Source organism: Maridesulfovibrio ferrireducens, assembly GCF_016342405.1.
GTDB classification, from domain to species: Bacteria; Desulfobacterota; Desulfovibrionia; order Desulfovibrionales; family Desulfovibrionaceae; genus Maridesulfovibrio; species Maridesulfovibrio ferrireducens_A.
The window spans coordinates 123,511-148,389 of the sequence record NZ_JAEINN010000010.1 but is presented as its reverse complement, the minus strand read 5'-3'; the positions used below and the strand labels follow the sequence as shown (position 1 = coordinate 148,389).

The 24,879-nt window shown below is 42.7% G+C and carries 20 protein-coding genes; 9 read left to right on the top strand and 11 right to left on the bottom strand.

The features are described 5' to 3' along the window. Window positions 1–342: 342 nt before the first annotated feature. On the top strand, window positions 343–1,065 hold the full coding sequence (prxU, locus tag JEY82_RS12285) for a thioredoxin-dependent peroxiredoxin (RefSeq protein ID WP_304085828.1): 723 nt from the start codon (window positions 343–345) through the stop codon (window positions 1,063–1,065). A gap of 93 nt (window positions 1,066–1,158) precedes the next feature. Here the strand turns inward: prxU and JEY82_RS12280 are convergent, their stop codons facing one another. The 4 genes from JEY82_RS12280 to JEY82_RS12265 all read right to left on the bottom strand — a co-directional run bounded on the left by JEY82_RS12280 (window position 1,159) and on the right by JEY82_RS12265 (window position 4,704). After that, window positions 1,159–2,196 carry an ABC transporter ATP-binding protein gene (locus tag JEY82_RS12280; protein WP_304085826.1) on the bottom strand — a complete coding sequence of 346 codons (1,038 nt, stop codon included), beginning with the start codon at window positions 2,194–2,196 and terminating at the stop codon, window positions 1,159–1,161. Beyond that, the gene (locus JEY82_RS12275; RefSeq protein ID WP_304085824.1) at window positions 2,193–2,981 is read right to left on the bottom strand and encodes an ABC transporter permease; all 789 of its coding nucleotides are present in this window, start codon (window positions 2,979–2,981) and stop codon (window positions 2,193–2,195) included. Before JEY82_RS12275 ends, JEY82_RS12280 begins: the two co-directional genes overlap by 4 nt. Before the next feature lie 61 nt (window positions 2,982–3,042). Beyond that, the gene (wtpA, locus tag JEY82_RS12270; RefSeq protein WP_304085822.1) at window positions 3,043–4,020 is read right to left on the bottom strand and encodes a tungstate ABC transporter substrate-binding protein WtpA; all 978 of its coding nucleotides are present in this window, start codon (window positions 4,018–4,020) and stop codon (window positions 3,043–3,045) included. A 192-nt stretch (window positions 4,021–4,212) separates the two neighbouring features. Continuing rightward, complete coding sequence (locus JEY82_RS12265) at window positions 4,213–4,704, bottom strand: PocR ligand-binding domain-containing protein (RefSeq protein ID WP_304085820.1); 492 nt, start codon at window positions 4,702–4,704, stop codon at window positions 4,213–4,215. Between the two features lie 191 nt (window positions 4,705–4,895). Between JEY82_RS12265 and JEY82_RS12260 the strand changes: the two genes are divergently transcribed. From JEY82_RS12260 to JEY82_RS12225, 8 genes are all read left to right on the top strand, one after another. After that, window positions 4,896–8,243 (top strand): S8 family serine peptidase, encoded by a 3,348-nt coding sequence (locus tag JEY82_RS12260; RefSeq protein WP_304085818.1) that lies wholly within the window; start codon window positions 4,896–4,898, stop codon window positions 8,241–8,243. A gap of 409 nt (window positions 8,244–8,652) precedes the next feature. Next, window positions 8,653–9,300 (top strand): ABC transporter substrate-binding protein, encoded by a 648-nt coding sequence (locus tag JEY82_RS12255; protein WP_304085849.1) that lies wholly within the window; start codon window positions 8,653–8,655, stop codon window positions 9,298–9,300. A 332-nt stretch (window positions 9,301–9,632) separates the two neighbouring features. Then, window positions 9,633–11,030 (top strand): metallophosphoesterase, encoded by a 1,398-nt coding sequence (locus JEY82_RS12250; RefSeq protein ID WP_304085817.1) that lies wholly within the window; start codon window positions 9,633–9,635, stop codon window positions 11,028–11,030. A 212-nt stretch (window positions 11,031–11,242) separates the two neighbouring features. Beyond that, complete coding sequence (locus JEY82_RS12245; protein ID WP_304085815.1) at window positions 11,243–11,518, top strand: hypothetical protein; 276 nt, start codon at window positions 11,243–11,245, stop codon at window positions 11,516–11,518. 347 nt (window positions 11,519–11,865) lie between these two features. Beyond that, window positions 11,866–13,899, top strand: a complete 2,034-nt coding sequence (locus tag JEY82_RS12240) for a methyl-accepting chemotaxis protein (RefSeq protein ID WP_304085813.1) — start codon at window positions 11,866–11,868, stop codon at window positions 13,897–13,899. Between the two features lie 236 nt (window positions 13,900–14,135). Further along, on the top strand, window positions 14,136–15,128 hold the full coding sequence (locus tag JEY82_RS12235; protein WP_304085811.1) for an ABC transporter substrate-binding protein: 993 nt from the start codon (window positions 14,136–14,138) through the stop codon (window positions 15,126–15,128). Beyond that, complete coding sequence (locus JEY82_RS12230; protein WP_304085809.1) at window positions 15,125–18,067, top strand: PAS domain S-box protein; 2,943 nt, start codon at window positions 15,125–15,127, stop codon at window positions 18,065–18,067. The genes JEY82_RS12235 and JEY82_RS12230 overlap by 4 nt, the downstream gene beginning before the upstream one ends. 53 nt (window positions 18,068–18,120) lie before the next feature. Beyond that, window positions 18,121–18,777, top strand: coding sequence for a nitrite reductase (locus JEY82_RS12225; RefSeq protein ID WP_304085808.1), 657 nt, complete (start codon window positions 18,121–18,123; stop codon window positions 18,775–18,777). 121 nt (window positions 18,778–18,898) lie between these two features. On the opposite strand, the gene JEY82_RS12220 is transcribed toward JEY82_RS12225, so the two are convergent. The 7 genes from JEY82_RS12220 to thiH all read right to left on the bottom strand — a co-directional run bounded on the left by JEY82_RS12220 (window position 18,899) and on the right by thiH (window position 24,878). Then, window positions 18,899–19,282 carry a hypothetical protein gene (locus tag JEY82_RS12220; protein ID WP_304085806.1) on the bottom strand — a complete coding sequence of 128 codons (384 nt, stop codon included), beginning with the start codon at window positions 19,280–19,282 and terminating at the stop codon, window positions 18,899–18,901. A gap of 117 nt (window positions 19,283–19,399) precedes the next feature. Next, the gene (locus JEY82_RS12215; RefSeq protein ID WP_304085804.1) at window positions 19,400–20,062 is read right to left on the bottom strand and encodes a Fic family protein; all 663 of its coding nucleotides are present in this window, start codon (window positions 20,060–20,062) and stop codon (window positions 19,400–19,402) included. 60 nt (window positions 20,063–20,122) lie between these two features. Further along, on the bottom strand, window positions 20,123–20,938 hold the full coding sequence (locus JEY82_RS12210) for a hypothetical protein (RefSeq protein WP_304085802.1): 816 nt from the start codon (window positions 20,936–20,938) through the stop codon (window positions 20,123–20,125). Window positions 20,939–21,134: 196 nt separating this feature from the next. Further along, window positions 21,135–22,439, bottom strand: coding sequence for a phosphomethylpyrimidine synthase ThiC (gene thiC / locus JEY82_RS12205; RefSeq protein WP_304085800.1), 1,305 nt, complete (start codon window positions 22,437–22,439; stop codon window positions 21,135–21,137). Window positions 22,440–22,462: 23 nt separating this feature from the next. Continuing rightward, window positions 22,463–23,125: a thiamine phosphate synthase gene (gene thiE, locus JEY82_RS12200; RefSeq protein ID WP_304085798.1), complete on the bottom strand. Its 663-nt coding sequence runs from the start codon at window positions 23,123–23,125 to the stop codon at window positions 22,463–22,465. Then, window positions 23,122–23,754, bottom strand: coding sequence for a sulfur carrier protein ThiS adenylyltransferase ThiF (thiF, locus tag JEY82_RS12195; protein WP_304085797.1), 633 nt, complete (start codon window positions 23,752–23,754; stop codon window positions 23,122–23,124). Before thiF ends, thiE begins: the two co-directional genes overlap by 4 nt. Next, entirely contained in the window at window positions 23,751–24,878 is a 1,128-nt protein-coding gene (gene thiH / locus JEY82_RS12190) for a 2-iminoacetate synthase ThiH (protein ID WP_304085795.1), read from the bottom strand. Before thiH ends, thiF begins: the two co-directional genes overlap by 4 nt. Window position 24,879 lies beyond the last annotated feature (1 nt).

Below are 24,879 nucleotides of genomic sequence, written 5' to 3'. Positions count from 1 at the left end.
AGACTCAACAAAAAGTAAAAATATCTAGCAAATAAAGAATCATAAAGAAAACTATTTTGAAGAAACATGAAAAATAGCTGCGTACTTGTTGAAGATCTTGGTCTACTTGTATTCATTCGCAGGTAATTATATGAAATATATTGAATTGTAGCTGGTAAAAAAATGTGAACTTGAGGTCTTTAAAAATAGTATTTGCTTTGTTTTAATGTTTTTCGATTTAGAATCTCTAGCTGATGAATTAATTTTTTATATAAAGTATTCGTTTTTGTGATGAAAATACTTCCTATTGATATGAATTACTGATAGCAATAAAAGTAATCAAGAGATGGAGGGAATAGACATATGAGTAATTCACAACCAGCAGGTTGTTCAAAGCCTGTTAACGTAGCTGCGGCAGAAGATAAGCAAGAAGTTCAAGCTGAATCCACCGCAACTAATAAGGGAGCAGTATCCATGATTAAAGCAGGTCATAAAGCCCCGGATTTTACCGCTGGAGCTTATCAGAACGGCGGGTTTAAGGACGTTACTCTTTCCGATTATCTCGGGAAGTGGGTTGTACTGTGCTTTTACCCTGGCGATTTCACCTTCGTTTGAGCTACTGAAGTTTCGGCGGTCGCCGAAAAATATTCTGAATTTGAAGCACTCGGTGTTCAGGTTCTTACTATGAGTACAGATAGTGTCTTTGTGCATAAAATGTGGGAGCAGGAAGAGTTGGGTAAGATGATAACTGCCGGGAAAATTCCTTTCCCTATGCTTTCAGACGGTGGTGGCAAAGTAGGGGAACTCTACGGAGTGTATGACGATGATGCCGGTGTTGATATGCGTGGTCGGTTCTTGATCGACCCTGATGGTGTGATTGTCGGCTACGAAGTCTTGACTCCGCCTGTGGGCCGTAACGTATCCGAGACTATCCGTCAGATTCAGGCTTATCAATTGGTTCGTAAAACCAAGGCCTCAGAAGTTTGCCCTTCCGGCTGGAAACCCGGTAAAAAAACTCTTAACCCCGGTCCTGATTTGGTGGGCAAGGTGTGTGATGAGTGGAAAGTAGGCATGGCTTTTGACTAAGCCGTTATTGTAGTAAAGTTGAACCCGGGCAATGTTGACATTGTTCGGGTTTTTTTATTTTCAATATTAAAATTATTGATTTGTTTTGCATGTTTAAAAAAGATGTATACTTTTTGGTGGTATAGATACTTTTATTTTAGAGCCTGTTTCAAGCTCTCCATTAATAATTAAATTTCGAGGCACAAGGGCGTTAATTTCAATCCCCGCATAATCCAAAGTAACCCGGGCATGAAATCCACCGACGGTTATGGTTTTTATTACCGCCTCAAAGCAGTTCGGATGTCCTTGTTCAGGTAGCTCGTTCCCTAGTATAATTTCTTCCGGCCTGAATGCCATGTGGCATTTCTCGTTGCTTATTTGTTTTTCGCATTGCAATGACAGTTCCCCTGAACGCATACAGTCATTTTCAGGAGAGCATACATAAATATTGGTCATGCCTACGAAATTAGCTACAAATTCAGATCCGGGAGTATTGAAAATATCCCGGATTAATCCTTTTCGGATTAATTCCCCATCTTTGATGATAGCGCCATTGGTTGCCAGGTAGAGGGCTTCATCAAAGTCATGGGTGACCATTACAAAAGTAATTCCGGTTTCCCTGTGAATGGATTTCAGTAGATCCTGAACTTCCTGCCTGAAAGCAGGATCAAGAGCGGAAAGAGGTTCATCCAGCAGCAGTACAGCAGGGTCGACCAGCAGTGCGCGGGCGATGGAAGCCCGTTGTTTTTCTCCGCCGGAAAGATTTCGGGGAGTGCGGTCCAGCAGGTGTGAAATATTCAGCATTTCAGCTAGTTCATGAGCTTTATTGTCAGCCTTAATTTTTTCAATATTTTTATATCTTGCACCGAAAGTAATGTTATCTTTAACACTGAGATGCGGAAAAAGAGCATAGTCCTGATAAACAATAGACAGACCGCGTTTTTCCGGAGCTGTGCGGGTAATATCAGTCCGGTTTATTTTAATTGATCCGCTCGAAACAGGGATAAGTCCGGCAATGGTTTCCAGCAGTACAGATTTTCCGGAACCGGTAGGGCCCAGCAATGTAAAAAAATCACCTTCATCTATTTGAAGGTTGATATTATCAAGAGAAAAATTTGGAAGATTTACATCTAAGTTCTCAATGGTAATCATATTTTGTTACCTTTTAATCCTCTTGAAAGAAGTCTGAGAGCTGCAAACAGAACTAGTGAAAGGGCAATAAGCCAAATCGCTACAGGACGGGAGTATGAAAGACCGTAAGCTGTGAATCTTTCGTACATAAGCACCGGAGCGACCATTGGATGATAGGCTATAATAACCACTGCGCCGAATTCGCTGAGTGCACGTGCCATGCACATGATCATTCCTGTGAGCAGGTATTTCCACGCCAGCGGGAATGTTACCCTGAAAAATGTCTGGCTTCTGTTTGCTCCGAGAGTACGAGCGGCTTTTTCCAGTCGTTCAGGGACACTTTCAAAACCGTCCCGCGCCGCATTTATATAGAAGGGCAGTCCTACAAAGAGCAGCACTGCCACAATTCCTGTGGATGTTCCCATGAGCCGGATTCCGGCATCAAGCAGTCGTTGTCCTATCCAGTGGTTGCGTCCGGCAATGCCCAGCAAAGCTATGCCGATAACTGGATGCGGGATCATGATAGGCAGATCGATTATGGAATTAAGTAATTCTTTTCCTTTGAAATTGTTGCGGGCCAGCAGAAATGCAAATGGAGTTCCTATGGCAAAAGCTAATATGGCTGCAAGCCCGGAACAGGCCATACTGCGAATAATTGCCTCGCGGACATCCTTATCCATGATGGTATCAATTATTTCTGTAGGGCTTGAGCCAAAAATCAACTGGCTCAGTGGGAGGAGGATAAAGCCGAGAACAAGGAAAGCCGAGATAATATTGCTTACTGAAATATTGTGGAATTTTTTCATGAGGTTCTTAATAAGAAAGCCGGACGAATATTTCGTCCGGCTTTCATGTGTTGTGGGCTGATTATTTTTTTACTTTTACGAGTTTCTGCAGGGATGCAGGCATTTTTTTGAGCATTGCATCGTCAGGAATGATTGCAGGAACGAAAGGAGGCTGGCCCATTTCCTTGAGGATTTTGAGACCGCCTTCAGGAGAAAGCATGTAAGCTAGGAATGCTGTTGCTGCCGGTTTGTTCGGCGCGTCTTTCAGTTCGGTGATGCCGTAAGTGATGGATTTACCGGTGCGAACAATAGTTGTGCCGGGTTTTTTACCGCTTACGGTTACTTGGGCCTGTTCGTAGAACTTATTATATTTGTAATCGGAAAGGTTGATGTGCTTATTAAGTGTGATGTATTTCAAGCCATGCTGAACTGCAACGGAAAGGTATTCCCATGCGTAGTCCATGTTGCCTGTTTTAAGCAGAGAGATAAGCTCAACAGATTTGGGACGAACCCATTCTTTTTTGCGGACTGAAACCAGTTTCTCGTAAAGACCAGGTTTGTTGTAAAATTTTTCAGCCAGTTGAAGAACCATAACACTGCGATATCCGCAAGGATCAAGATTTGGATCAGAGTGACCCCAGATTACGCCGGGTTTCTGGAGAATGTCATACCAGTTGTCAGCATTAATTTCTGACGCAAATTTGCTGTTGTCTGTATAGCAGAGAACAAGCTGGTTGGTAGCAAAGCGGATGTTGAAATCTGCATATTTCGGGATGAGGTTCTTATCAATAACCACGTAGTCGGCAGAAGCCATAATGTCAGCAGGTTTGCCCACTTCGGAAATCATACGGGCCATTTTGGTGGAACCGCCAGCTTCTCTTTTTATGTCAACGCCGGGGTGCATGGCTTCAAATTCTTTTTCCATTTTTGCCAGAGGAACAGAAAGGGATCCGGCATGGAACATGATTACATCGCCACTGAGATCTTCACCTGCAAATGCAGGTGCCGCAGAAAGAAGAGAAAGCATAAAGAGTGTAACTCCAAGTAAGAATAGACGCATATTCGCTCCAATTAAAGTTATTATATATTATTAAGCATATATAATTAACGTATATTTTGAAGGGGAATTATTGTCAATTACTGTTGGAAGGTTAGCACAAATAAAAAAGTGTAATTATCGGTATTTTCATCAAAGATATCAAAAGACCCCATCTAAATTGAGGTCTTTTGATTAAAAGTCAGTTTCCCGATGTTAGGGGCGGGGAATGTCTGCAACAAATTTTTCAAGGAATGTGGCCAGATCCTGAGCTTTTTTATTGGAGATGGTTGGAACATCCTTTGCGAGTGTTTCTATATTGTTCAAGGGAACATTGATGGCTTTGTGTACCGTGAAGGTTTCGATTTCGGAATCATCGGGCACTCGTCCGCAGCCGCCTACAATGCCGATGAATTCGCCATCAACAATGATGGGGGTACAAATCTTGACCATTCCTGCGTCGCATTGTTCTATGACGCTTTTTTCTGTGGACCGGGCCAGCTGGGCCATGTGCTGGTGGGCCACTGAACAGATGGCTTGAATGCCTTCAGGGTGGGATTTAATTTCAGAGCACAACGGATTTACGAAATTTTTAAAGCCGGTGAAGGTCATTCCTTTGGCATCGTATGCACTTGCATTGAACCCCCAGTCATTATGGATTGTTTTTTCCAGATCATTCCACTGATCTTTGGATAATAAGTCAGTCATTAGCATGAGAAACCTCTTACTTTAGTGTGTTTATGATATGAACTATAGTATCGTATTCGAAAAAAAAAATTCGGGCAAGTGGGGGGGCATTGGCTGGCGTGTTTTTGCGCTAATTATCACATATTTCTTGACATGTTAGAAGATTAATAACTATTAGCTAGTGGCAATAATCTATAAAAAGGAAATGTATAGTGCGCCCATTCAGAGCCGCTGCGACTAAACAACTACTGTTTTTTTTGACATTAACATTTCTTCTGTGTCCCTGTTCAGTTCGTGGTGAAGATAGTGATTCTTCCGGTCCAAAACTTTATTTTCAGAATCAGCAGGTGGACCCTTTAAATAAATCTCTGGGCGACACTCTTTTGCCCTCTGACAAGGCATCTCCTCCCTTAGAAAAATCAGATGATTCTAGTTCTGCAACAAGTTTTGCAAGAACTTTTAAAAGGCTTTTTTCTTTTTCTGCTCCAACTGACGTTGTAGAGTACAATTACTACGTCGTTCAATTTACCGGCCCTATTCAATCCTCATGGAAAAAGTCTCTTGCAGATCTTGGAGCAGTTTTTTTTGATTACATTCCCCAATATGCGTTCATAATTAAGTTAGGAACTGCAAAGGTTGATGTCGTCAAGGGGCTGGGTTTTGTGCGTTGGATTGGCGAGTATGCTGCTGATTTGAAGCTGTCCAGAGATGTATATGATATCACTCCTGAAAAACTGCGGGAGCAGGAAGCTTTTCTGGACGTCAGGGTCGTTGCATTTCCCGGCGAAGATATGGTTTTGCTGAAAAGTAAAATCAGTTCGGCCGGAGGATCTGTGCTTTCAAGCTCTTCGTCAGAGTGGCGTATTTTGATCAATGTTAAAATATCCATTAAAAATGTAGACGGACTTAAAGATATAAAGGGCGTGAAATGGATCGAAAGATCCCCTGAACATCGCACTGACAATAATATTGGACTCGGTATAATCGAAGCCCGTTCAGAACAGGAAAAAGTATGGCCGGTTTCCCGTAGTAATCTTTTTGGTGAAGGTCAGATTGTAGCCATTTGCGACAGCGGGATTGATACTGGTGAACAGGCTAGTATTCATGAGGATTTCAGTGATGGACAGGGCGGAAGTCGGATTATCGACAATGTCGTATTTTCAGGAGTAGAAGTAAGTACTATTGACTATAGCGGGCATGGTACTCATGTTGCGGGGACTGTTCTCGGCAACGGTATGAAATCAGGTTCATCGCCTTTGGCTAATTCATTTCCGAGCACATGTTATGCGGGGGCGGCACCAAAGGCCCGGCTTTATTTTCAAACTGTGGGGCCGGCTGATGGAGGGTCAAGCCTTCCCGGAATTCCTAATGATTTGTTTGACGTTTTTGAGCCTGCATATAATGCCGGAGCACGTATTCACAGCAACAGCTGGGGGTCTTCAGGGCCGGGAAATTACGACAGTGAATCTGTCAGCGTCGACCAGTTTATGTGGAACAATAAAGATTTTTTGATTGTTTGTGCTGCAGGCAATTCCGGGAAAGACAAAGATCTGGACGGAGTTATCGATCTTTACAGCATTGATTCTCCGGCAACAGCTAAAAATTGTTTGACTGTCGGTGCTTCTGAGTCATACCGAATCGGCAGCAGTGAGGGGTACGGTTCTCAATTCTGGAATATTTTTAGCTATTCTGCTGAGCCTTTAGCTTCTGATCCGGTTGCTAATAAGCCCAACGGCTTAGCTGCCTTTTCAAGTCGTGGACCGACTATAGACGGTCGTTACAAACCGGAAATTGTTGCCCCGGGAACAAACATTCTTTCAACACGGTCCTCGAATCAGGTGGGAAATGGATGGGGTTCTTTCAACGACGACTATTACTGGTCGGGCGGAACCAGTATGGCAACCCCGCTGGTTGCCGGAACTGCCGCTGTTTTGCGTGAGTATTTGATGAAGGAGGAAGGTTTTACCGATCCAAGCGCCGCTCTGGTTAAAACGAGTCTTATCCACGGGGCAGGATCACTTGTTCCCGGTCAGTACGGGACCGGTTCTACACAGGAAGTCACTGCGGCACCGGATAATGTTCAGGGGTGGGGAAGAGTCAACCTAGAGTCTTCTATCAATTCTGATGACAAGTATGAAACAGAATACCATGATATCAAGGATTCTGCTCCTTCAGATACAACCTATTCCCGGGCCTTTTCTTTTAAAGTGGAGAATAACGAAAAACCTTTCAAAGCTGTTCTTGGGTGGACTGATTATCCAGGGTCAGTTGCCGCGTCCGGCGGGTTGGTTAATGATTTGGATCTCAGGGTTCAACAACCTGATGGAACATGGGTCTATCCGGATAACGCTGTCAGTCTAAGCCCATTGACAAAATGTCTGTATGCTACCGCAATTGATGGCCATTATGATGACGACGTAACCGGTTTGCGTGTTAGTCCTCCTTCTTATCCCTGCACTCTTGAGGTTGTAGGTCTTGCTTTTACCAATCCATCTGACCTTATTGAGACGATTGAAATCGTTATATACAAATATGACGGTGGTGTCGGGGATGAACTTTTTCGAAAATCATTTGCATATATTCCCTCAGGGCAATATGCGTTTCCGGTCGGATTGACTCTTACGGAGGGCGAGATTTTAGTTGCTGTGGAAAAGGAAAACAGCAACCTTGGGGTTAGTTGTCAGAATATTAATTCTGACCGTGGAATGATTAATGACGAGGGAGTTTGGACGGCGGTTGCTTTTACACCGGTTATTGGTGTTAATTTCAGGACGCAGATAGTCGCAACTAATTTTGACCGCTTGAACAATACTGTATCTGTAACAGTTAATAGTCCGCAGGCCGGCACATACAAGGCGGAAATTACCGTTAATAATATTCCTGTCGGTCCACAGCCTTATGCTCTGGTTATGAGCGGTATGGTGGGTGAGAATCCTACTGAAGGCGAGATTGAACTTAATACTGATCAGCCTGGTGCGCCAGTATCGACCTTTTTGAGCAAAGCGCATTCGGCCAGCTCTGCTGTAAACGTAAATACTATATACGGAACAGCTCTTGAGAGTGTTTATAGCGATCAGTCTTCATTTTGTATTCAAACAACAGCTGAAAGTATAATCAGTATTCGGTATTCTGTAACCGGATTGCCTGTGGTGGAGGCAAGAGAATTAACACTGGCTAAGTTGTTTACCAACGGAACGAATAAACAATTCAAATATGCAAATCTTGAGAATTATACGGACGGCAACTGGTGGCTTACAGATGTGTCAGGAAAATTTATTGAGCCTGTTCATGTTTTGAATTCTGATACTGCGTATTATGTTGTTTCAGTTCTTAAGGACAACGGTTCTTATGATGACAATCCAGATCCGGGAGTTATCGACGACCCGCAGATTCTCGGTATGAATTCGCCTGATACGGGCGGAACAGGATGCACTGTGGGAATGGATAATGAGTATGGCCCGATTCTCCTGATGCTGATCGCAATTCTGTCTCTGGTGTTACGTCGGTTTTCCAAACTTAATTCCGGGAAACCTCTCATCGCTGTAAAGTTCCGAAAATAGGCAAGAAGTGTTCCTGATAGGGTAATAAATTTAAATGGTTTACGAGTAAAATCGTAGACCATTTTTTTGTGCTGTTGTATGTCACTCTTATTTAAAGTATCGTTCTTCTGTTGCCGGGATGATAGCCTTATTTATTGTATTAGCAGTAAGGAATGTATTCAATTTACATGAAAACCGACCACAGGATTAATATGCGGATCAGCAAATTAAAAATAGTTTTTTTAACTTTCTTGTCAGTTTTAATTTGTATTGAAATAGCCTTTGCAAAAGATAAGGTGTTTTGGCCAAGTTTCGATTGTCCACCGCTTTTCACGTACAGTTTATCAGGGGAACGTTCTGGATTAGGCAATACACTTAATGAATATATTCAGAACATGTTACCCAATGACGCACATATTAATGCAATTGGATCTCCAGTAAAAGATTATTAGATGCAAAATCCGGGAAAAATATAGTCATTACAGGAATAGTTAAAACTACTGAACGAGAAAAATATTTATATTATTCAAAATATCCTTGTATGGTTTCATGGAGTATAGTTGCTGTTATTAGAAAAGAAGATAGAAATAAATTTACAAGCAACGGAAAATTTTCATTATACACCAATCTAAACAATACTAATAATATATTTAGCTATATGAAAGGAATATATTATGGGAAACTTTTGAATATAATAAAAGAAACAAATTCTAAAAATCACGGAGTCGCAGCTTTCGACACTATTGATCAAATAAATTTACTTCTTCATAATAGAATTGATTTCTTCTTTGCTGACCCACTTGTAGCTTATTATACACACCAAGATGATATAAAGAAATCGAATATAGAGTTCATTGAATGTTTAGAGCTGCCAGTTACCCCTATATATCGCTATTATGCTACGCCTAAAACCAAATGGGGAGGCGTCATGATTCGTAAAATTGATGCAATATTAGAAGGCATGATATGTTCTGGCCGTCTTGAAACACTCGTAAAAAACTGGACTCCTGACAATTTCAAAAATAAATTAGAAAAAGCATATCAAAATGATATTAGAGACAAAGTTCTGTGTGATTAACTGAGTTTTTCAGTATCGTTATAATGTCAAAGGGCTAGCTAATTAATTAGCTAGCCCTTTTTTATTAAGGGTAAACCGTTTCTTCTTAATGGTAGCTGCTTTTCAATAACGTCTGAGTGATAATGTTAATAATATTTTGGTATTATTAAGTTTATACGCTAGAGGGGCTGAGGATTGTAATGAATTTAAATAAAAATATGGGAAATCACTGCTGTAAAATAAAATTATTATATTCACGGTTCTGGCGTTTGATATGTTTCTGATTCTGGATTGAAAAGTATGCTGTCGGGGGGGAATACCCGCTGATTTTAAATTGGGGGATGTAAGTTCTTATGAAATTATCTGATGAAATCGGAAATGTTGAAACTGAGAACAGTCTTAAAAAGAAAGGGATATCCCGCCGCGATTTTATGAAGTTCAGTGCAACAACCACTGCTGCAGTTATGAGCATGGGGCCTGCTTGTCTATTTACTTCATGTTACCAATCAGGTGATGGCCTTGACCCGTTCAATAATGGCAGCGATGAAAGGAATTTAATTGTAGTTATAAGCGATCTCCATCTAGGTGCTGATATAAGTTATACAGAAACTAAAGATAATTTGATTCCTCTTGAAAATTTTCTCAAAAGAATTGAAGATTCAACGAATGTTAAAGAACTTGTTATCGGGGGAGACTTGCTTGACGAGTGGTTTGTTCCGGCGACAGTTGATACCTATAATGGATATGATCAGTTCGATTTTGTTGAGCGCATAGCTGCTACCAACAACAGGGTGTTTGATGCTTTTAATCGTATTATTACAGCTGGAAAAATTTTAGTTACATATGTTCCGGGAAATCATGATTTAACTATCACGGATGCAAATGTTGAAAACGTATTGCCCGGAATAAATCAGGCTCGTGATACGGGGTTGTTGGGTCTGGGAACATATTCACCCGCTGGACAGCCTAAAATTGCAATTGAGCATGGTCATCGATACAATTTCTTTTGTTCACCGGATCCGATTTCTCATAAAGTTAGTATCGACCCGGGAACAATATTGCCTCCGGGCTATTTCTTTACACGAATTGCAGCGGAGCATGTTGTACAGAAATGCAAAAGCGGAGCCGATGTAGTACCCCTTGTTGTTCCAGATCCTTTGTGGAACAGCGCTCAATTTTTGCCATATAAATATTGGCAAAAATGGGAGTGGACGTTGAAGGCCTTTCCTATAAAGAATCTTTTTAACGAAAATATTATCGTTACAAATGTTAACAAGTTTACCGCGACATATGCTGTTAATGATTTACTTCCTTCGCAAGCTGTAGATAAAGGTCCAATTTCGGTAATTCTTTTTAATGGGATTGAAGACAAGTGGGCTGCAAGGTGTCTTCTCAACAATGTTCCTGTGCCGATTCCCACTGCCGAGGCAATTGATAATGTTCTTTCTGCAAGCCAAACGGATAATATGGCAGTAACCCAATATTTTATGAATCCCGTTTCCGATAAAAAACTTGTTGTTTTCGGTCATAGCCATGTCCCTAAAATAAAGGCTTCTACAAGTGATAAAGGGGAAAAAACAGTCTATGTAAACTCAGGAACATGGATTGATCATAATCCAGATAAAGTCACAATGACCTTTGTGGTTATAACTCCACAGAGGGCGGATGAAAACTCACAAACAGCTGTAAAACTGTATAATTTTGAAAATGAGGACGTAACTGAAATGGCTAAAGATTCAGTACGGCTTTAACATAAAACAGTTTTTTTTTGCTGTAAGATTTATTTTCATTACTATATTGACGAACCTCATTTTTTCAAGTGAAGTTCTTTTTTTATCTGAATAAGGCATGAAAGGAAGAACACTTCTTTATATATGATGTGTTTTAACTGGTATAATATATCTTAGAAGACATGATTGGATAATGCAGTTAACCATTGAGTGTTGAGTGTTGAGGGGGGAGTATGCGTGATTTGTCTTTGAAACAAGTTGATTTTGGAGAGTTTACGATTCGGTATTTCGTTATTGAGAATGTTCCTTACTTTTGTCCTGAAGATATTAATGCCGTGATGGCTACAGCTTCAGAAGAGGTTGCAGACGACGAGGATGTGGTATGGGATAAAGTAGAAGTTGGACGCCGTATTTTTAGTAATGATCTTTTTTTTGAATGGTTTGCAGTTCAGTTTGAGAGATTCGATTATGCTGAGGATATAGTTATCCCAGATCCTCTCCCTTGGTAAACTGAGTTGTAAACAGCTTGTTGGTTCTAATGCCCCGAACACCCATTTTTAAAGATGGGTGTTTTTTTAGGTTCAAAACCGAAACGATAACAAGGATATTTGTAATAAAGAATTTGAGGACTAACCGTGAGGATATATTTAATTAAGATGCCCAGTAACGGCATGTAGAAGTCTGTTATAATTGAAGTTTTTTATAATAAGCGATTACTTGCTTTTCAAATAGTGTTTTTTGGAGTATTATGATTAAATTCGTTTATTTTTGTAAAATTAAGCAATAATTGGCGATAGATCATTTAGTTTTTGTTGATAATTTAGTTCTTTAATTAAAAAGAGAGAAGGTCTTTTGTATGAAGTTCAGTATATTGAATAAGATAGTATTGATGTCAGTATGTATGGTGCTTCTAACTGCATCATCCATTTTTTTTACGGTTGATCATTACATGGCCCAAGGGTTTGCAATTGAATCAAGCAACAACATCAAGACCTTAAAAAAAGTTGTCGATAATCATATTGCCACGCTTTCGAATGGGTATCTTGAAGAATCTAAAATGGCAGCTAACGAGGACGAGCTGATTGAAGCTGTTCAGTCGAAAAATTATTCTAAGCTAAAATCGGTGATTGATTTATTTTTAAGAGAAACAGGAGTTGACCTGATTACTGTGACAGATGCGGATGGTAAAGTTCTTGCCCGCGGTCATTCTGATAGGCGTGGCGATAATGTAAACAGTCAAGCTACAGTGCGGTCCGCGCTTAGCAATCAAAGTCAGGTCGGGGTTGTTAGAGGGACAGAAGTCCCTTTTTCATTACGTGCTTCTTCACCTGTTAAATATGATGGCAGAGTAATTGGAACCGTTTCTCTTGGTGTTTCCTTGAACAAGGAATCCTTTGTTGATGATATTAAAGAATTTACAGGTCTGGAAGTTACGGTTTTCAATAAAGAAACACGCGCAATGACTACAATCTTTAAGTCCGGGCAACGAGTTGTCGGCACTAGAATTAGTAACCCTGAAGTCATTTCGACTGTTCTTGATAGAGGGGCTGTTTTTTTAGCTCGTAACAATATTCTCGGCAAAGAATTTCAGACAGCATATTGGCCTATAAAAGGGATCTCCGGGCAAAATTTAGGTATGTGGTTTATTGGAATGTCTGTTGAAGCATTAATGAAGGCGGAGTCTAATGTTGTTAATTCATCATTGCTTGTAATTTTGGTAATTGTTCCCCTTATGATTCTTGCTGCATGGTTGATAGCAAAATCTTTAGCGAAACCCATCGTTCTTACTACTGAATTTGCCTCTTTTGTTGCTGAAGGTAATTTGGATCACGAACTTACTGTTACAACCAGAGATGAGGTCGGAGTCCTCGCAGGCGCTTTGATAAAAATGGTTGCAAATCTTAAAGACATGATTGCACATGCTCAGGAACAGACCCGTTTGGCCGCAGGCGAGACAGAAAAAGCTCATCAGGCCATGGCCGAAGCAGAGGAAGCTAGAGCTCAGGCCGAAACAGCCAAGCGTGAAGGCATGCTGCAGGCGGCTCGCGAACTTGAAGGAGTTGTAGCTATAATCTCCACAGCATCAGAAGAATTGTCAGCTCAAATAGAACAGTCGTCCAGAGGTTCCGACATACAGGCTCAGCGTACAAGTGAAACTGCAACCGCTATGGAGCAGATGACGGCCTCTGTATTAGAAGTTGCAGAAAGCACAAGTAATGCTTCGGGTACGGCGCATGACGCCAAAGCCACTGCATCCTCCGGTGCAAACATTGTAGATACAATGATTGGTGGAATCGGCGTAGTCCAAAAACATTCTGAAAATCTCCAGAATGAAATGGTTCAGCTTGGACATAGTTCTGAAAAAATTGGAGAAATTATAGATGTAATTTCTGACATTGCTGATCAAACTAATTTGCTGGCTCTGAATGCCGCAATTGAGGCTGCACGTGCAGGGGAAGCCGGGCGTGGATTTGCGGTTGTAGCGGATGAAGTTCGCAAGCTTGCTGAAAAAACAATGACCGCAACAAAAGAAGTTGAAGATGCTATTTCAGGTATCCAGAATGGCACACGCAACAGTATGGCTCAGTGTGAAGACACTGTAAAAGAAGTTGTTTCAGTATCTGAAATGGCGAAGAATGCCGGCGAATCTCTAATAGGAATTCAGAAGTTTACCGATGAAGTTTCTGATCAGATTAGAGGCATAGCCACCGCTTGTGAAGAGCAGTCCTCCACGTCTGAAGAAATAAATCGTGCAATAGATGAAATTAATAATATCTCAACTGAAACAAGTGATGCGATGCGCCAGTCTTCCGAAGCTGTGATGAATCTAGCTTCGCAGGCACAACGTCTTCAAAGTATAATTGAAGAAATTAATAGTGATAATAGTTAATTATAATTTTAGACGAGCAGAACCTCCTTCTTGTATATAATAAGAGCCGTTCCGATTTAAATCGGAACGGCTCTTGCTTTTTTATCTTAAATGTTTTGCAATGAATTTTGAGAAAAAGTTATATTTTGCATGCTCTGACAGTCTTTCGGGTGCGGCAATTAATTTGATAAACATTCAGTGCGATGGTATTTGGGTTTGCAGGACTTGCATCGCGAACTTTCACGAGAGGTTTTGATATGCGTAAACTCTTGTCATATTTCCTCGTATTAATTCTAACGGCAACTGTCGTTCTTCTTCCGGGCTGTTCTCAAACTCCTCCGCCTGTTCAGGCCAAACCTCTACGAGTGGGATGGTTTTTGTGGCCCGGTTGGTACCCCATTGTTATTGCCAAAGAAAAAGGGTTTTTCGATAAACACGGCGTGCAGGTAGAGCCAATACTTTACACTTCGTATACCGACATATTTTCCGACTTTGCGGCTGCTAAGATTGATGCTGCTCACGGAGGGCTTTACGAACTATTGAAAATTAATGTTCCGAATATGAAGGTAGTTTTGGCTACTGATAACTCAGACGGCGCTGAAGGAGTTGTTGTAACCTCGGATATTGTTACTCCGGGGGATTTGGCAGGAAAGCGCATAGGCATTCAAGGAGCGCTGTCCGGAAGCGAGTTCATAATCACCACTTTGTTGCGCCGTCACGGTCTTTCGCGAAACGATCTTATCCTTGTAGATGTCGGGCCGGAAATAGTTCTGGATACTATGCCTGAACAGATTCAAGGGGGGTACACATGGGAACCTTATCTCTCCAAGGCTGAGGCAAAAGGTTATAAGGTACTTTTTACCACGGCTGATACGCCGGGAATGGTCCCTGACGTCATCGTTTTTCAGGGGGCAGTTGCGAAAAAGCGCCACCCAGAGGTGCAGGCTTTTGTGGATGCGTGGTTTGAGGCACAGGAATACTGGATGGCAAACAGGGAAGAGTGTGATGCTATTATTGCCAAGGCCACAGGGCAGCGCGCCGAAGATATTTCTATAGAAGGTTGTCGCATCTTGTCACGTTCGGATAATCAGAAGGCTTTTATTAAAGAGGATGAGCGTACTTCGCTCTTCGACACCGGCGCTAAGCAGGTAGATTTTTTTATAAGTGTAGGTGACGTTTTCACGGCTCCTGATCTGAACAAAATTCTTGATCCGTCATATGTGCAAGGCATGGGAGCCGACGTAAAATGATCAAGTTTATCCGGCGCATTCTCAGCTTCAGAATTACACTGTCTATGTGTATAAGCTTGGCTGTGCTTCTTTTTGCAAGATCTGTATTGGCAAGCCATGCAGAGGAGCCTGTCTTTTTATTTTTTTCTAATGCTACAGAGGTGGTGCTGGTTTCCATTGTGTTGCTGGTAGTGTTTTTGGCGTTACGTGCTTTTTTATGGACAACGGGGCTACGGACCAAGCTGATCAGTTCCTTTTTGTTTATATCGCTGGTTCCCATTTGTATTCTATCCATTTTAGATCAGAAAGTGACCTCTGAAGCCCTTTCGGAGAACAGCCGTCAGGCCATGCTTGCCGCAGCTTCGCATACAGCAGAGTCTATCGATTCTTTTATCTTGGCAAATCTTTCCACTGTGCGAACAGAATCTACAATCTCACAATTTGCGCAATACCTGTCTCTGCCTCCGGATAAGCGGGCAGGTTCTCCGGAAGAACTGGCGGCTATGGGTATTCTTACCTCGCTTAAGCGGCGTGATCAGACCAACATAACTTCTCTTGCTCTTCTGGATTTGAGTGGCCGCGCAGTGGCTGACACTTTCGGGTATGATATAGGTTTGGACAAATCTAATCGGGACTATTTTTTAATTCCTATAGAAACAGGATTGCCTTATGTCGCTGCTGTGGGACTGTCAGAAAGCGCACAGCAACCGTCCTTATATTTCAGCTCTCCGGTGCGTGATACCTCAGGACGTATATTGGGTGTATTGCGTTCCCGTTACAATGCTGCAGTTCTTCAGCAGATGATTCTGCCGAGGATGGACATAGAGGATCATGCTTTCAGTGCTGCTCTTTTCGGTGACGAGGGGCTCCGATTGGCGGATAGTCATCGACCGGATTTAGTGCTTACTCCTACTTTTACACTGTATCAGAACGTCAAGACGCAGATTGCATCCGAGAGGCGTATCACAGTTGAATCTGATCAAGGGCTTGTTATTGGTATGAGCAGGAAGGAACTGTCTGATCCCGGTGTTACATTTTTCCATACTTCTCTGTATGGGCCAGACAGCGAACCTACGTTGAATGTTAAGGTTCGCCTTCGCTATATGCCTTGGACCATAGTGCTCGGTTATTCCGAAGCTGCTAATCTTGCTAAAATTGCTACGCAGTCGCACTATGCCCTTGTGGTTGTGTTGTGCATAGTACTGGCTGTCCTTCTTGTCGCAGTAGGCGTTACCCGAGGCATCACGCATCCGGTCCTTGCGCTCACTGGCGCCGCCCGGGCTTTGTCCGGAGGGGAGGATAAGGTCTTTATTCCTATCGAATCCGACGATGAAATTGGCGAATTGGCCGTGACTTTCAACCAGATGAGCAAGGCTCTCTTTCAATCTCGTCAGCGTTTACTGGCTTCGACTGAAAGATTGCAGTCTCTTCTCGATACTTTGCCCGACACTGTTATTTTGCATGATGCCGAAGGCTCTATTCTCGATGCGAACCAAAGTTTTGAGAACACGTTCGGTCATTCATTGAACGAGGCTCATAATCTAAGTATTGAAGATATCAGTGGTGGTGGGTTGACTGAGAAGGACGCTCTGCATCTGATAGATTCGTGCATCGAACACGGGTTGCAGGCCTTTGACTGGGTAGCACGCCGAAAGGACGGAAGTGAGTTTCCAACTTATGTAAGGTTGCGGCGACTCGATTTGCCTGAGGGATTGCGAATTATGGCTGTGATTACAGATATTGCTGAACGTAAACAGGGTGAACTTGATCTGCTCAATGCGCGAAATTATATAGCTAACATCATTGATTCTATGCCGTCGGTATTGGTGAGTGTTGATGCCGAGGGTGATATTACTCAATGGAATATTCAGGCTGAAAAGGCCACGGGATTAAAGAAGCAAGCGGTTACCGGGCATCCTTTGGGAGAGATATTGCCTTATCTTTCTGACGAGATGGAGCGGGTTCATGAGGCTATGCGCTGTCGTTCCCCTTTGGAGGATTCCAAGCGGGTCCATATGATTGACGGGGTGATACGTTATGAAAATATAACCATCTTTCCCCTAATTGCTAACGGAATAGACGGGGCGGTTATCCGTATCGACGACGTAACAGAGCGCGTCCGCCTTGAGCAGATTCTGGTGCAGTCCGAGAAGATGCTTTCTGTAGGAGGGTTAGCCGCAGGAATGGCTCACGAAATTAACAATCCTCTGGCCGCCATCCTTGGGTACACTCAGAATATAAGGAATCGCCTTTTTGGGGAAAAGAAGAGTAATATTGATGCTGCAAATGAGTGCGATGTTGCCTTGGATAAGTTGCGTGCCTATCTGGAATTGCGTGAAATTCCTAAGATGCTTGACGGTATTTATGAATCTGGAAACCGGGCAGCAAAAATTGTAAGCAACATGCTCAATTTCAGCAGAAAAAGCGGTGATAATTTCACCAAACACGACATAGCTGTTCTTCTGGATCAATCTATTGAATTGATTATGAGCGATTATGATCTTAAAAAATCTTATGATTTTAAGCAGATATCAGTGTATAGGGAGTACGATCCAAGTTTGCCCCCTGTATATTGTGAAGGTAATCAGATTCAACAGGTTTTTCTTAATCTTTTTAAGAACGCCGGAGAGGCTATGACTGAAAAGGATTACAAAGATGGCAGTCCTTTTTTCGTGTTGCGGACTTCTGAAAAGGATGGCATGGCAGTCATTCAAATTGAAGATAACGGCCCGGGCATGAATCCGGATATTTGCAATAGAGCTTTTGAGCCTTTTTTCTCCACTAAGGCTACGGGAAAAGGTACAGGTTTAGGTTTATCGGTTTCCTACTTTATCATAACCGATCAGCACGGCGGCAGTATGGAAGTTTTTTCTGAACCTGGTCAGTGGACAAGATTCGTAATTAAGCTTCCGTTGCTTCGCGAAAGTGATATAAATAATATCGAAAAAAAACTCACCTGATAATCTTCACATCTGTTTCCAGTTAGATAAATTAGCTATATAGGAGCTTTTTAATGGATAATATTGATTCTGAATCTTTAGTTGTTTCGCCTGTTAAACGTAAAGACGGTACTTATTCTTTGCGGTTATGTATTAATCAGGGACAACTCACTGTCGGTATGTTGAAAACAGTCATGGATACCATGGCTAAGTTTAATCTGACTTCGCTAAGGGCGACGACCGGACAACGTATGAATCTTGAAGGTATTCCCGAAGCAAAACTAAGTGAAGTTGTGGCAAGTCTTGGCATAGCTGTTGAGAAAGCTCCTCCCGGATTATCCGTTTGCAGTGGCGCCGGAATCTGTATCTACGGTGTGCAGAAAACACGCGCTATGGGCGATAAAATATTGGCCTTGGTCAAAGAGAACGGGCCTTATCCGTTTAAAGTTAAAAGTGGCGTGTCCGGTTGTAAGATGGCCTGTGGTTTAAGCTTTATCCGTGACATCGGCTTAGTTGGAGCCCCCAAAGGTTGGGATGTTTATTTCGGCGGCGCAGCGACAAGAAATGCGGGCGTAGGAATTCAACTGGGTAAAAATGTAAGTGAAGACGAAGCCTTGAGCCTGATCGGTAAAGCTCTAGTTTATTACCGCGAAAATGGTAGAAAACGCGAACGTACAAGCGGCACCATTAAACGTTTAGGTGCAGATGCATTGCTGGCTGCCGTAAAATAAAAATATAAGTTTAATAGTTGTAATTATAAAGGCTTAGAAGAAAAATCTTCCAAGCCTTTTTTTGTGTCATGTGATCAGGAAACAGGTCTCGGTATATAATTTGTGCAGAAAAATGTTCTGGTTATTTGTTTCGTTGACCCGGAGTGGGATTTATTTTTGCCTCAGTCTTGTCCGGGTGTTTCCGGTCCATATGGGCATATTTATTTACAGCTCTCTCCGTAAAGCGGTTGAGAATATTTGTAAGGTCTGATTGGTCTACAATAGCTTGAAAATCAGCGTTTTCCATGAGAGGGGGAGAAAGCAGGTATCCTGGCTTGGAATCCGGGGCGAACATGAGAGAGTCCGTTCCAATGTCGAACTGATCACCTACAGCTTTTTGCAGAAAATCCAAGGCAGTGCGCTCGTAAAATTTACGAATATCCTCGGTAGATTCAGCCTTATCAATCATTGCCCGATATCCGGGTTCCAGTTCGCGTTCATAAGCATTGAAGGAAACCTTATCCATAATTCGCCTCCATAATGTGTGATACCTCTGATGACCTGCTCAGAAGCTGGGTTTAGGAGAAGTATAACACACATGAGTGGGGTGGACAAAGGAAATGCGGGAAAAATTAAGTCGTAATTATTCAAACCGTCCATACATAGTTTCATGACATTTCTTTAGAAAAATCATCATCTCGGAACGGTCGCCTGTTTCGTAAAATTTGATCATGCCGGTATTATACTCAGTCAGCCATTTAGCAGGAACAGAGAGGGGGGCATATCCGTTGCTAAGCAAATGTCCGTTTGCCATGAGCAAGCCTGTGCGTTTGTTTCCGTCATAAAAGAATTGGCTACGCGCAAAGTCTAAGTGGATACGATAAGCTTGTTCACAAGTGTTTGATAAAGTTGATATTTCATTAATTACGATTGGAAATAAATTTTCTAGCTCATCAGCTTTAGGAGGCTCATATTCCGTTCCGGAAATGCCGACCTGTCCAGACCTGAATTGTCCGATTTCAAGAGCTTCATCTTTTGCGATAACTTTTTGTATGGAACAGGCGATTTCTTTAGTGATAGCAAAGCGATCTGTTTTGACCAGCTCAATCAGTTTTTCCCAGCCGAGAATCTGCTGTTTTAGTTTATCTTCATCCGCGATTTTATGACCACCCACAGTGATGCCTTGGAGGTATGTTTGTACCTCTGGAAAAGTGAACGGCATTCCTTCTAGCGATTGGAAGTCGAAGATGATTTCAGCGAACATCTTGTGAACGATGAATAAGGCTTTTTTCTTATCCTGTTTCACTGGGAGTCCTTTTCGTGTGCTGAGGGATAAATGTTGGAAGCTTGAAAACATGCTGAAAAATTAGCATTTTTCTAACATAAAGTTTTGCCAATAGTAGGCTTTATTTTGTTTTTGGTACGTAGGGTTTATTTTACATATGAGTGTTTCGTTCATGTTATGCAAAGTTGTTTCAATATTATCTTTGAGTATTTCTGCACTATTCGTATTTATTTTGAATTTGAAAGTCTGTGGTGTGTAGGAAATTTTTCCATCTAAAGCTTCAATTAATAAAGTTAGTTTGTATTTACCAGCTTTCCAAGTGAACATTTCAGGTATGAGATCTTTTACGTTGGTCCACTCTGTGTTGTTCTTTAAATATTTTTCTAGGGCTTCATTGTCTAGCTGGTTATCTCTACACATTCGATCAATTTTATATTCAAAAGGGAAAATAATATTATCAAATCTAGCTTTTTTTAAATTACTAAAAAACCATAATGAAATTACTTGTGTAAAATCTAAGGGAAGGTGAAGCATAAGGGCTTCAACTGAAGATCTATTTGTTATTGTACCTCCATTATTGTCGGTACTTTTGTTTTCAACTCCACTTGCAATGGTAGACCATTCAAATGTAGTTTCTTGTTTATCTTCATGTGTAATAATTGCTTTTATTGTTCCAATTGTACCTGATTTATTTTGGCTCAACAGTGCGAGGTTCATATTAAGTAATGGACCATTAAGATCAAATCCAAGTTCAATACTTTTTGCCGTAATAGATATTTTTGGTTTTGAAATGTATTTGTTCCATAAGGTTGGTACTTGTGGAATCCACGCGCATGCTCCTAGTGCGGCTAATATATATCCCAAATTATCCAAGCCTGCCGTTGCGATTTGATCCATAAGATTCTCCTGATATGGTATTTATTTTATGGATTATATGGAAGAATTAAGAGCTAAGCAACTAAACTAAACAACTTTCAAATTAGAGTGAAGAATAATTCGTCTATTAATTTAAAAACAAATATACCCCGACAGACACAAAATCCGCCGGGGTAATCTAATTCCAAATATTACAACTATATATAATTAATAAAAATTAATCATCAAGCTGAATATCTTTACCTGCAAGAACGCGATTCATATTTCTAACCGCACACATCTTACCGCACATGGAGCAGGAATCTTCGTGTTCCGGCATGGAGGATTCACGGTATTCTTTAGGGCGAACGGGGTCCATAGCGAGATCGAACATGCCGTTCCAGTCTAGGGCGGCGCGTGCTTTACTCATTTTGTCGTCCCAGTCTCTTGCGCCGGGGTGACCCTTGGCAACGTCGGCAGCGTGGGCTGCAATGCGGGTTGCGATGATCCCTTCTTTCATATCGTCAAGTGTAGGGAGGCGCAGATGTTCAGCAGGTGTCACGTAGCAGAGGAAATCTGCTCCGTTCATGGCTGCGATAGCACCGCCGATTGCGGCTGTGATGTGGTCATAACCGGGGGCAACGTCTGTTACCAGTGGTCCTAATACGTAGAACGGTGCACCGTGGCAGAGACGTTTTTCCATCATCATGTTGCCTGCGATTTCGTTCATAGCCATGTGGCCCGGGCCTTCGATCATGACCTGTACGTTGCGTTCCCATGCGCGTTTGGTGAGTTCACCTAAAGTGATAAGCTCTTCAACCTGACACGCATCGGTGGCATCATGCAGACAACCGGGACGGCAGCCGTCACCGAGACTTAGTGTAACGTCGTACTCTTCGCAGATATCTAAAAGGCGGTCGAAATGTTCGTAGAATGGATTTTCAGCCTGATTGATTTCCATCCAAGTGAACAGCAGTGAACCGCCACGGGATACGATGTTTGTGAGCCTTCCGCCCTGTTTAACTTTATCAGCGGTGTGTCTGTTCAGACCGCAGTGAATGGTAAGGAAGTCAACGCCGTCTTCAACGTGTTTCTGAACAACGTCAAAAAATTCGTCTACGGTGATATCCTGAAGGTTTTTATCATAGAAACCAACGGCATCGTAGATTGGAACAGTTCCGATCATAGCCGGTGAAATTTCAAGCAGACGCTGACGGAATTCACGTGTTTTTCCGTAACAGCTGAGGTCCATGATAGCTTCGGCTTTCATTTCCAAAGCCATTCTGACTTTGTCCATTTCAGGTTCAATTTCAGAGCAATCTTTGGAAATACCAAGATTTACATTGATCTTGGTGCTCATGCCTTCGCCCACAGCTTCGGGATCAAGATTTTTGTGATTCTTGTTCGCGGGGATGATTACAGTCCCTTTAGCCATGCGCTCCATGAGGTCTTCAATGCGGACGTTTTCCTTGCGGGCAACTATTTCCATCTGAGGGGTGACAATGCCTTTACGGGCTGCGTCCATTTGTGTGGTGTATGTCATGATAAACTCCTTTTCAGGCTTTTTTAACTTTCTGCCGCGGACAGCATAGCGTCACGCAGGGCGTTGATTTTGTTTCCGATATTGTCGGCTTCTACTATTTCAGTAACCAGTGCCACACAGCGTGCGCCGTGCCGGACCACTTCTGCTACATTGTTTTCTTTGATGCCGCCGATGGCGACAAAGGGGATGTCTATGTTTTCAACAACATATTCCAGATATTCAAATCCTACTGGATCGCAGACATCGTCTTTGGTAAAGGTGCGGAAAACCGGACCAACTCCGATGTAATCCGCGCCGCGTTTAAGTGCATTGCGTGCCTGCTCGGGGCTGTGGGTGGAAAGGCCGATTGCCATGTCGTTTCCAACCAGTTTACGCACTGCTTCAATGGGGAAATCCTCTTGCCCGATATGCACGCCGTCAGCTTCAACCAGTATGGCTAGGTCGATGTCATCATTAATGATGAAGGCGGCTCCTGCATCGCGGGTCATCTTGCGGATTTCGAGACACTCCTGATATTTGAGTCCCATCTTCTTTTCTTTTTCGCGGTACTGGACAAGCTTGATTCCGTTGTCGAGCATGGCCTTGATCACTTCAAGATTGGAACGGCCCAGCGAAAACTTTTCTGCGGTCAGACAGTAAATGTCCGTGTCGAGAATAGTTTTTCTGGTGATTTTTATCGCGCTCATTTTGCGCCTCCTTCTGTCTCGAATTTATCAAGATAGTAGCTGAGAATAACGTCAGCCTGTTTGGCTGCGGCAATGGCGACCTTCGGTGAAAAGGGCGGTTGTTTGGCGCAACACTCGGTTACCATGTCTCCGATTATGTAAAAGTTATCACGTACCTTGCGGGTGATGATGGCATCAGCATTGCCGGTGCCGCCTATGCCCGAGGCTGCGATAACTAATTTTTCGGTAGGCAGGAATGATTCGACAAAGTTCCTTTTGATCTTTGGGTCATCGAACGCTTCGACAACCGCATCGCAGCGTTCGAAAAGGGGTTGCATATTCTCCAGAGTAACTTTCGTTGCCAGCACATCAAGGTCTAGGTCGGGGTTCACTGCGAGCATATTTTCGGAAAGAGCTGTGACTTTGTATTGATCCAGCTGTTTCAATGTATAGCTCTGGCGGTTGAGGTTGGATTTTTCAATCTGATCAAAATCCACCAGCACAAACCGTTTGAATCCACTACGGACCAGATGCATGGCACAGTTGGAACCAAGACCGCCTGCTCCGGCAATACCGATGGTAACGGTCTGGATATATTTTAACCGTTCTTCGCCCAGATAGGCGGCTATGCCTTGTTCCGTCAGGTTCAAATCGGTTCTCCGTAATGCTCGTCCAGACACTGCCAGTCTTTGAAAACAGGCTGGTAACCGTGTTTTTTGAGATCCGCGCATAATTCTGCGGCACTGCGTCCGTCGGAGATATCGAACTGTCCGACTTTTTCACCTTTCTGACTGTGTCCGCCAACTTCAGTCGAAACTCCGGCTGACATCTTAGTAACGCCGAGCGGTAGAATCTGTTCACGGAATTCAGGACTTTCCCTCGTGGAAACAGTGATACCTACACGCGGCAGAAAAAGGCGGAGTGCAAGCATGTTCTGAACCATGTCACGGTCAGTGGCTATAGAAGCGGGCTGAAAAGATCCGGCGTGAGGACGCATTCTGGGAAGGGATACAGCTATATCAACATTGGGATATTTTTTCTGTAAATAAGCGGCATGGATTCCGGTAAGCAGAGAGTCTTTTCTCCAGTCATCCAGTCCAAGCAGAGCACCGATGTTGACCACCCGCATTCCCGCTTTGCAAGCACGCTCCGGTGCATTCAGGCGGAAGTGGAAATCCTTTTTAGGTCCGGCAGGATGCAGCGTGGGATAAAGTTCCTCGTTGTAGGTCTCTTGGAACATTGTCATCCCGTCCACTCCAACTTTTACCAGAGCGGCGTATTCCTCAACTTCCATAGCGTAAATTTCAATTGAGATTGACGGGAAATACTTGCTGAGAATCTTTGTGCAGGATTCAAGGTATTCCGGGGAAGCCTTGGTGCGTGCATCTCCGGTAAGGATGAGCAGCTGTTTCATTCCCGTGGCGGCAATGGCTTTAGCTTCCTCTTCGACCTGTTCCGGCTCCAGATGATCGCGTTTGATATTATTTGTGGTGTTGAATCCACAATATATGCAACGGTTGGTGCAGTAATTGGAAAGGTATAACGGGGTGAACATTTGAATTGTTTTACCGAAATACTGCTCAGTCAGCTTGTTCGCCTTTTGCGCCATTTCTTCGAGAAAGGGGACAGCCGCAGGGCTTAACATGGCCATGAAATCTTCGGGGCTGGCTGTGGTACCGTTTATTGCGCGCCGGACATCGTCTTCTGTTACCGCGGCAAATTTTTCTGCGAGGGGTAAAGCTCCGTATTCAGCGCAGATGGGATAAAAGCTCATT

Bases quoted from the DNA above. Each gene is read 5' to 3' on its own strand.
- wtpA (WP_304085822.1), bottom strand. From the start codon at position 4,020: ATGCGTCTATTCTTACTTGGAGTTACACTCTTTATGCTTTCTCTTCTT.
- JEY82_RS12225 (WP_304085808.1), top strand. From the start codon at position 18,121: ATGGATAATATTGATTCTGAATCTTTAGTTGTTTCGCCTGTTAAACGT.
- JEY82_RS12235 (WP_304085811.1), top strand. From the start codon at position 14,136: ATGCGTAAACTCTTGTCATATTTCCTCGTATTAATTCTAACGGCAACT.
- thiE (WP_304085798.1), bottom strand. From the start codon at position 23,125: ATGAGCGCGATAAAAATCACCAGAAAAACTATTCTCGACACGGACATT.
- thiC (WP_304085800.1), bottom strand. From the start codon at position 22,439: ATGACATACACCACACAAATGGACGCAGCCCGTAAAGGCATTGTCACC.
- JEY82_RS12240 (WP_304085813.1), top strand. From the start codon at position 11,866: ATGAAGTTCAGTATATTGAATAAGATAGTATTGATGTCAGTATGTATG.
- JEY82_RS12220 (WP_304085806.1), bottom strand. From the start codon at position 19,282: ATGGATAAGGTTTCCTTCAATGCTTATGAACGCGAACTGGAACCCGGA.
- JEY82_RS12265 (WP_304085820.1), bottom strand. From the start codon at position 4,704: ATGACTGACTTATTATCCAAAGATCAGTGGAATGATCTGGAAAAAACA.
- thiH (WP_304085795.1), bottom strand. From the start codon at position 24,878: ATGAGCTTTTATCCCATCTGCGCTGAATACGGAGCTTTACCCCTCGCA.
- JEY82_RS12280 (WP_304085826.1), bottom strand. From the start codon at position 2,196: ATGATTACCATTGAGAACTTAGATGTAAATCTTCCAAATTTTTCTCTT.
- JEY82_RS12275 (WP_304085824.1), bottom strand. From the start codon at position 2,981: ATGAAAAAATTCCACAATATTTCAGTAAGCAATATTATCTCGGCTTTC.
- JEY82_RS12230 (WP_304085809.1), top strand. From the start codon at position 15,125: ATGATCAAGTTTATCCGGCGCATTCTCAGCTTCAGAATTACACTGTCT.
- JEY82_RS12210 (WP_304085802.1), bottom strand. From the start codon at position 20,938: ATGGATCAAATCGCAACGGCAGGCTTGGATAATTTGGGATATATATTA.
- JEY82_RS12245 (WP_304085815.1), top strand. From the start codon at position 11,243: ATGCGTGATTTGTCTTTGAAACAAGTTGATTTTGGAGAGTTTACGATT.
- JEY82_RS12250 (WP_304085817.1), top strand. From the start codon at position 9,633: ATGAAATTATCTGATGAAATCGGAAATGTTGAAACTGAGAACAGTCTT.